This is a genomic window from Pedomonas sp., assembly GCF_036515995.1.
Taxonomy (GTDB): domain Bacteria; phylum Pseudomonadota; class Alphaproteobacteria; order Sphingomonadales; family Sphingomonadaceae; genus Pedomonas.
On record NZ_DATBUP010000131.1, the window covers coordinates 23,338 to 31,529 of the forward strand.

6 protein-coding genes are annotated in these 8,192 nt (G+C 66.4%); 2 read left to right on the forward strand and 4 right to left on the reverse strand.

Annotation, left to right across the window (positions count from 1 at the left end):
• The first annotated feature begins 105 nt into the window (after positions 1–105).
• The gene (locus VIG90_RS10200) at positions 106–2,247 is read left to right on the forward strand and encodes a PAS domain-containing protein (RefSeq protein WP_331593405.1); all 2,142 of its coding nucleotides are present in this window, start codon (positions 106–108) and stop codon (positions 2,245–2,247) included.
• 30 nt (positions 2,248–2,277) lie between these two features.
• Here VIG90_RS10200 and ggt read toward each other — a convergent pair whose 3' ends face one another.
• Positions 2,278–4,146 (reverse strand): gamma-glutamyltransferase, encoded by a 1,869-nt coding sequence (ggt, locus tag VIG90_RS10205; protein ID WP_331593406.1) that lies wholly within the window; start codon positions 4,144–4,146, stop codon positions 2,278–2,280.
• A 257-nt stretch (positions 4,147–4,403) separates the two neighbouring features.
• On the opposite strand from ggt, the gene VIG90_RS10210 reads away from it, so the two are divergent.
• Complete coding sequence (locus VIG90_RS10210) at positions 4,404–4,703, forward strand: hypothetical protein (protein ID WP_331593407.1); 300 nt, start codon at positions 4,404–4,406, stop codon at positions 4,701–4,703.
• A 63-nt stretch (positions 4,704–4,766) separates the two neighbouring features.
• Here the strand turns inward: VIG90_RS10210 and VIG90_RS10215 are convergent, their stop codons facing one another.
• The 3 genes from VIG90_RS10215 to VIG90_RS10225 all read right to left on the reverse strand — a co-directional run.
• On the reverse strand, positions 4,767–5,540 hold the full coding sequence (locus VIG90_RS10215; RefSeq protein WP_331593408.1) for a hypothetical protein: 774 nt from the start codon (positions 5,538–5,540) through the stop codon (positions 4,767–4,769).
• Between the two features lie 186 nt (positions 5,541–5,726).
• Positions 5,727–7,445, reverse strand: a complete 1,719-nt coding sequence (locus VIG90_RS10220; RefSeq protein ID WP_331593409.1) for a long-chain fatty acid--CoA ligase — start codon at positions 7,443–7,445, stop codon at positions 5,727–5,729.
• A gap of 22 nt (positions 7,446–7,467) precedes the next feature.
• Positions 7,468–8,192, reverse strand: a 725-nt coding sequence (locus VIG90_RS10225) for an MBL fold metallo-hydrolase (protein WP_331593410.1), incomplete at its 5' end; no start/stop codon positions are given.

An 8,192-nucleotide genomic window follows, 5' to 3' on the forward strand; every position in this document is an offset into this window, starting at 1 on the left:
CCCCGCCACCGGCGGGGCTTTTCCGTTTGTCTGGCGTTCTGTCAGCAAGCCTGGACCCTCAATGCAGGCAGGCGCACGGCCGCCGCCCCCCGTGAGCACCGCCCCATGAGCACATTGGCAATCGTCCTTCTCCTGATATTCTGCATCGGCGTCCTTCTCGCCTTCATCGCCTCGCTGATCTACCTGCGCCGCCAGCGCCTGCGGGAGGCCCGGGCACTGGCCGAACTGGTCGAGAGCAAGCGCTTCTACCTCACCCTCATCGACAACAACCTGGACACCCTCGCCGTCGCCACGCCCGATGGCCGCTTCCGGTTCGTCAACAAGTCCCTGATCGATCTGCTCGGCTTCACGCCTGAGCAGATGCAGCAGATGGACCTGCGCGACTATGTCCATCCCGACGATATGGAGCGGTTCCTCGCCGAGTGGGACCAGCTGGTCAGCGGCACCGCGCCGGTTAACTTTGAGCCTTTCCGCTTCGCCGATGCGCGCGGGGTGTACCACTGGAAACGCCTCATCGCCCGCAACATGCTCGCTGATCCCGACATCCGCGGCCTGATCCTCTCCTCCAGCGACATTACCGACCTTATCAACGCCATGAATGCCCTCAGGCAGACCGAGCAGCGCATCCGCATTGCCATGAGCGGAGCGGACATCGCCGTGTTCAACGTCGATCTCAGCGGGCGGCTGACCTGGATGTTCAACCCGCTGCTGGACAAGCCACCCGAGGAACTGCTGGGCAAGACCGCCTTCGAGTATCTGCCGGTCGACGTCGCCAGCCGGCTGGCGGCCATGCGTGACAAGGTCATCCGGGAAGGCGGCCACCAGAGCGACGAGATCGACTTTGTGGACAACGGCAAGCGCCGGGTCATCACCTTCCATTATGAGCAGCTGCGCGGGCCGGACGGCCAGGTGGTCGGCGTCGTCGGGGCGGCGGCGGACATCACCAAGGTGCGCGTCGTTGCCGACCAGATGGAGGTCTCCCACCGCATGGAGGCGATCGGCCAGCTCACCGGCGGCATCGCCCATGATTTCAACAATCTGCTCGCCGTCATCGTCGGCAATCTGGAATTGCTGAAGGATCACCTGCACGGGGAAACTCAGGTCGAGCATTTCGTCGATCTCGCCCTGACGGCGGCGGACCGCGGCGCGGCGCTCACGCGCAGCCTGCTGGCCTTCGCCCGCAAGCAGAGCCTCGAGATCAAGCATGTGGACCCCAACAAGGTCCTGAAAGAAATCGCCGAGCTGCTGCGCCGCTCCCTGCCGCCCTCCATCCAGCTCACGTTCCGTTCGCCCGAGCAGATCTGGCGGTGCCGGGCCGATGCCGGACAGTTGCAGAACGCCATCATCAATCTGGTGGTCAACGCCCGTGACGCCATGCCGGAGGGCGGCACCATCACCATCAGCACTGCCAACACCACGCTCGACCACGATTCCGACGCCATGCTGCCGCCTGACGTCACGGCGGGCGAATACGTCCTGATCTGCGTGAGCGATACCGGCACCGGCATGCCGCCGGACGTGGTGGAGCGGGTTTTCGAGCCCTTCTTCACCACCAAGCCCCATGGACAGGGCAGCGGCCTCGGCCTCAGCATCGTCTATGGCTTTGCCAAGCAGCTGGGCGGTCATCTCGCCATCGAGTCAACGCCCGGCGCCGGCACCAGCGTCTGCCTCTACCTGCCCCGGATCGAGGAGCAGGCTCGCGAGACGGGTGCGGCCCCGCCTGCCGCTGCGCCCGCAGCCACGGGGGCCACCATCCTGGTGGTCGATGACGACGAGGACGTGCGCCACCTGACCGTCTCCCTCCTGGAGCGCGCGGGCTACAGAACGCTGGAGGCGGACAATGGCGACACCGCCCTCGATCTCATGGCGCGGGACGGCACCATCGACGTGCTGCTGACCGACATGCTGCTCGGCTCCGGCCCCAGCGGCCTTGACCTGATCAAGCAGGTCGAGACGCGGCATCCGGATCTGCCGGTCGTGCTGATGTCCGGTTACATCAACCCCACCGCCGTTGAAGGCGTGGTAGACCAGAGGCTTGACGTGCCGCTGCTGCGCAAGCCGTTCCGCCGCCAGCAGCTTGAGGCCATGATCAACGAGGTTCTGGCCTCCCGCCGCCCCAGCCTTCCGGACGCCCGCCATCCCGGCCCCGGCAACAGCCGGGGGACGGCGTTGTCCGATGGCGGAGACCGGCTCGATAGCGAAGACCGGCCAGAGAGCGAAAACCGGCCCGGGGCGGTCAAGCCCTGACCGGACTGGAGCAAGGCTCCGGGCTCGGGATCAGTAGCCGCCCGCCTGCCCGTCCTTCCGCATTTCGGTGGCAGCCCAGTAGACGCCGTTCTGCGCATCCCGCAGGATCGCCTGATAGCCGCCCACGTCCTCGCCGCCGATCTTGACCTTGTGGCCCCGGCGCTGAAGCTCGGCGACGGTCGCCTGCGAATAGCCCCGCTCCAGGAACAGGGTGTTCGCCTCGCCCTCGTCCGCGTTGCTCGGGTCCGGCCCGCCCATGTGCCTCCAGCGCGGCGCATCGCCCGCCGTCTGCACATCCATCCCGAAGTCGAGGATGTTGGAGAGCACCTGCACCTGGCCCTGCGGCTGCATTCCGCCGCCCATCACGCCGAAGGACAGCCACGGCTGGCCGTCCTTGGTCACGAAACCGGGGATGATGGTGTGGAACGGCCGCTTGCCGGGCGCATAGGCATTGGGGTGGGTTGCATCGAGGCTGAACCCCGCACCCCGGTTCTGGAGCATGAAGCCCAGCCCGTCCGGCACCAGTCCCGAGCCCATGCCCGCGTAGTTGGACTGGATCAGCGACACCATCATGCCGCTCTCGTCCGCCACCGTCATGTAGATGGTGTCGGTGCGCTCGAAGATCGGCTTGCCCGGGTCCACCTCGGCCGGAGCCGCCTTCTGCATGTTGATCAGCGCCCGCCGCGCCGCCGCGTAGTTCTTGTCGAGCAGGCCCTTCACCGGCACGGCCGCCATGGCCGGATCGCCCAGGAAGCGCGCCCGGTCGGCAAAGGCCAGCTTCTTGGCCTCGGCCATCACGTGCAGCCGGTCGGCGCTGTCGAAGCCCATGGCCTTGAGGTCGTAGCCTTCAAGGATGTTGAGCATCTCCAGAACGATGATGCCCTGGGTGCTCGGCGGAATCTGCCACACGTCATAGCCGCGGTAATTGGTGGAGATCGGCTCCACCCACTCGGGCCGGAAGCGCGCGAAATCCTCGTAGCGCAGCGGCCCGTTGATGCGCTTCATGTAGGCATCGATGGTGCGCGCAATCGGCCCCCGATAGAACGCGTCCGCCCCGCCCTGTGCGATCAGGTTCAGGGTTTCGGCCAGATCCGGGTTGCGGAAGATCTCCCCCGCCTTCGGAGCGCGGCCTTCCGGCAGATACAGCTCCGCCGCATTGCCCCGTTCCTCGATGAGCGCGGCATTGCGCTGGAAGCGGTTGAAATTCATGGCCCACAGGTCGGCGATGACCGGAGAGACCGGGAAGCCGTCACGGGCGTAGCCGATGGCGGGCGAGAGCACCTCTTCCATCGGCAGGCGGCCGAACCGCTCATGCAGGGCGAACCAGCCGCCCACCGTGCCCGGCACGGTGACGGACTGGCTGCCCGCCACCGGCATGGCCTTGGGCAGGGTGCCGCCGTTGCGGGCCGTCAGCCGCGCCTGCAGCTGCGCCAGCGTCTGACCGCGCGGCGCGGCGCCGGCGGCGTTGAGGCCGTAGAGCTTGCCGGTCCGGGGGTCCCACACCAGCGCGAACAGATCGCCGCCGATGCCGTTGCCGGTCGGCTCCATCAGGCCGAGCGCCGCATTGGCCGCAATGGCGGCGTCAACCGCGCTGCCGCCCGCCTTCAGCACGTCGAGCGCAACCTGCGTGGCCAGCGGCTGGCTGGTTGCCGCCGCGCCCTTTGCAGCAATCACCGGAGAGCGGCTGGCATAGAGGGGCGCACCGGCCCGGTCGCCGGCAACGGCCAGGCCGCCGCCTGCCACGGCAGCGGTCAGCAGAGTGGTGAAAGCAAGGGCGAACAGCCACACGGCGCGCAGCCATGCGCGCAGCCCGCCCCATGTCCGGACCGCGGCTCCTCTCTCACCCCGCTGGAAATCTGCCTGTGGCTGGAAATCTGCCTGTGTACGCCCAGTCTGCACGCGCCCCTCCTTCGGTTTCGAAACGCAGCCCCCAACACAGCGCACACTAAGCAAAACTCGAACAGGCACAATAGAACAAACCATGAACATTGTCAAGGCCCGTTTCGTTCGTCCCGAATTTTACCTGCAGAACCTGCCCCGAGACGCCGTGCGCGCAGCCTGAAACCGCCCCTCAGCCGGCAGGCGCTATGCCGACAGGCCCAATGGTCAAGCTTCGATTCATAAAAAATTTAAACTTAAGGGCTAATCAAAGTGCCATGCTGCTCGTGATTCTCGGCTTCGTCATTCTTCTCGCCACAGCCGCGCTCTATGTCCGGCTGCAATGGCGCGCCCTGCAAGGCTGGCGGGGGTTCAGCCGGGTGCTGGCAACGGTGCCGTTCCTCGGCTGGCTCGTCTTCTTCCAGAAGGCCGCCGCGGCCAACCCGACGAACTACATCACCCCCAGCCTGCTGCCCATCGATCTCTGGGCCGCCCTCATCAACGGCATCATTTTCCTGCTGGTCGTGGAAGCGGTGCTGCGCCCGCGCCGCCACCACAGCCGTGTGCGCCTCCGCTAAACTGCGCCTTCTGCCGTTTCCGTCTCCCGGTCGCTTCCGGTTGCAGTCTAGCGATTCTCGCTCTTAGCCCTTCTTCAGCTTGCCCTTGGCCACAACCTTGGCATCGCCGAAGGTCATCATGACCTCCTCGCCCGGTTGCAACGGCCCCGCCTTTTCGCCACCGGCCGCCGGGCTGCCGCAGGCAATGTTGACGCCGTTCAGCTGCACGTCCTGATAGGTGCCGTCAGGCTGGACCTGCCGCACCGTCACCGTGCCCAGCGGCTGGCCCGAAGCGCAGGCCTGCTGCAACGCCGCCGCCGCGTTCGGATCATTGGTGGTCAGCGAGGCAAGCCCGGCTCCCGTGGGCACCGTCCCGGTCGCAGCCGTCTGCGGATAGGTCTGCGTCGTGCCCGTCGCCCCATAGGTCTGCTGGGGATAAGTCTGACCCGTCGCATCGTAGGTCTGCTGCGGATAGGTCTGGCCCGTCGCGTCATAGGTCTGCTGCGGGTAGGTCTGGCCCGTCGCATCGTAGGTCTGCTGCGGATAGGTCTGCTGGGGGTAGGTCTGACCGGTCGTGTCGTAGGTCTGCTGCGGATATCCGTAGGTCTGTTGCGGGTATCCGTAGGCCTGCTGCGGATATGTCGCCACCGGATAGCCCTGCTGCGGATACTGGCCGCCCGCCCAGTTCAGGGAGTTCAGAGCCATCCACCCCTGCTGATCATTGCTCAGACCCAGTGTGGCGGGTCCCAGCTTCAGGAACATTCCGCCGCCGCTGGCCAGCAACCCTTGCGTGGCGGCACACGAGGTCATTGCCATCAGCGCTCCGATCAACGCTGCCCCGCACAGTGCGCGCTTCATGCAGCCTCTCCTCATGCTTGAGTAAGCCACTGTCGACTGCATGTGTAACGCACGAAACGGCTGTCCGGATGATCTGCCTTTTTACCGGCAGGCTGCGTTGCGCCAATTGGCGGATGAACGCGGCGCCTGCCGAGCAGGCCCGCCGGATCGGCCCGCTGATATGCCGCTGAAGGATCGGTCCGGCGTCTAGCCTTGCGTTGTTGCCAGCACCGCCTTGGCGCCCGCTGCCGCCCGCTTGGCCATTTCCTCCTCCACCAGCTCCTTCTTGGAGAGCTTGCCGACCATGGTCTTGGGCAGGCTCTCGCGCACCTCAACGGCCGCCACGCGCTCGTGCTTGGCCACGCGCCCGTTCAGCCAGGCGCACAGCGCCGCACCGTCCACGTCGGCGGGTGCGTCCGGCTTTAGCACCACGAACGCCTTCGGCCGCTGGCCGAGGTAATCGTCCGGAATGCCGATCACGGTTGCCTCCAGCACCGCCGGGTGCTGGTACAGCGCCTCCTCCAGCATGCGCGGGTACACCTTGAACCCGCCCACCATGACCATGTCCTTGATGCGGTCGATGATGAAGGTGTAGCCGTCCTTGTCGATGTAGGCGATATCGCCCGTGCGCAGGAGGCCGTTGACGAACACGTCGCTGTTGTCGCGGTGCCAGTAGCCCTGCATCACCTGCGGCCCCCGGAAGGTCAGCTCGCCCGGCTCGCCGATCGGCAGCACCCGAGTCGGGTCGTCCTTGTCCACGATCACGATGTCCGTGCCCGGCAGCGGCAGGCCGATGGAGCCCGGCTTGTTCACCCCGTGGAACGGGTTGACCGACACCACGCCGGAGCTTTCCGTCAGGCCGTAGCCTTCCACCAGAACGGCGGGCGTCGCCTTGCCGAAGCGCTCCTTCAGTTCCACCGGCAACGGCGCGCCGCCCGAGATGCACAGCCGCAGCGAGTCCAGGTCCCCTTCCGCCCGCGCCGCCGAGTTCAGCATCGCCGTGTACATGGTCGGCACGCCCGGCAGCACGGTCACCTGGTTCTTGCGGATGGCCTTGATCGCCTGCCCCAGCTCGAACTTGGGCAGCATCACGATCATCCCGCCCACCCACGTCGTCATGTTGAGGATGACGGTGTTGGCGAACACGTGGAAGAACGGCAGCGCGCCCAGAATGCGCTGGGGCTCTGCGGTCGCCTCCGGGTCCACCGCCGCCACCTGCTGCGCATTGATGGAGAGGTTGGCGTGCGTCAGCATCGCGCCCTTGGGCTGGCCGGTGGTGCCGCCGGTGTACTGCAGCACCGCCAGATCCTTGTGCGGGTCGATCTGCACCGGCGCGGGGCGACCGTCGTTGTTCACCATCGCCTCGAAGGAGACATGGCGGTCATCGATCGTCACTTCCGCCTGCTCGCGGCGGCGGAACAGGCGGTAGAGCATGCCCTTCATCGGTGGCAGCGCCCGCGCCAGCGATCCCACCACAAGGCATTGCAGCCGGGTCCGCTCCATCACGTCGCTGATGGTGGTGTACAGGCTCGCCACGTCGAGGCAGACCATGATGTCCGTCTCGGAGTCTTCCACCTGCGCGGCCAGTTCATCGGGCGAATAGAGCGGAGAGAAGTTTACCACCGTGCCGCCCGCCTTCAGGATGGCGTAGTAGGCGATCACGTATTGTGGGCAATTCGGCAGGAACAGGCCCACCTTCACGCCTTTTTTCACGCCGAGCGTCTGAAAGCCCTTGGTGGCGCGGCAGACCAGATCCATCACCTCGCCGTAGGTGTAGGTACGGCCCAGGAAATCGAGATAGGGGGCATCCGGCGTCTCGCTGGCGGAGCGCTCCAGCAGATGGTGGACCGGCAACGCCTCGAACTCGGTATCCCAAGCCGATCCGTGACTGTAGTTGGCCAACCAGGGCCGCTCCCATGCCGTCATTACCACCCTCCCTTTGCCGGGGTCATCGCGCGGAATAAACCGCCACCCCTCCGTTGACGTCTTCCGTGATCTGGCCGGAATATTTCAGATAGTTCAGATGCGCCAAGGCTTCGCCCGTGGCGGTCATGATGTCGCTGACCGAGACAGTCTTGCGAAACAGGGCCTCGAAACACTCTACCACCGTTCGGGGCGTCGCGCAGTGCGACAGCAACGCCTCCAGCTTGCGGTCATGGTCCGCCGCCATCTGGTCCAGCCGGGTGTGCAGGCCGTGGAACGGCTCGCCGTGGGCGGGCAGCACCAGCAGGTCCGGCCGCAGCGTCCGCAGCCTGGCCAGGCTGTCCAGCCAGTCGCGCAAGGAATCAGCCTCCGGCTCCATCGCGGTGACCGAGACGTTGGGCGTGATGCGCGGCAGCACCTGATCGCCCGCGATCATCACCCCGGCCTCGTCGCAGATCAGGCACACGTGCTCGGGCGAATGGCCCTGCCCCGTCATCACCCGCCAGTTTCGGCCGCCCACGCTCAGCGTGTCGCCCTCCTTCAGGCGGCGGAAGGCCAGCGGCAGGCGGTGCACGGCCTGCGCGAAATTGCCCCACCCCTTGCCCCGGAAGGTTTCCAGATCCGCCTCTCCCCAACCGGCCCGGCGATAATAGTCCATCACCTCCGCCGGCGGCTCCGGCAGCTTGCCGTTGATCAGCAGGGAGGCGAAGTAATACTCAGTGCGGGACATGCACAGCCGCGCCCCCGTGC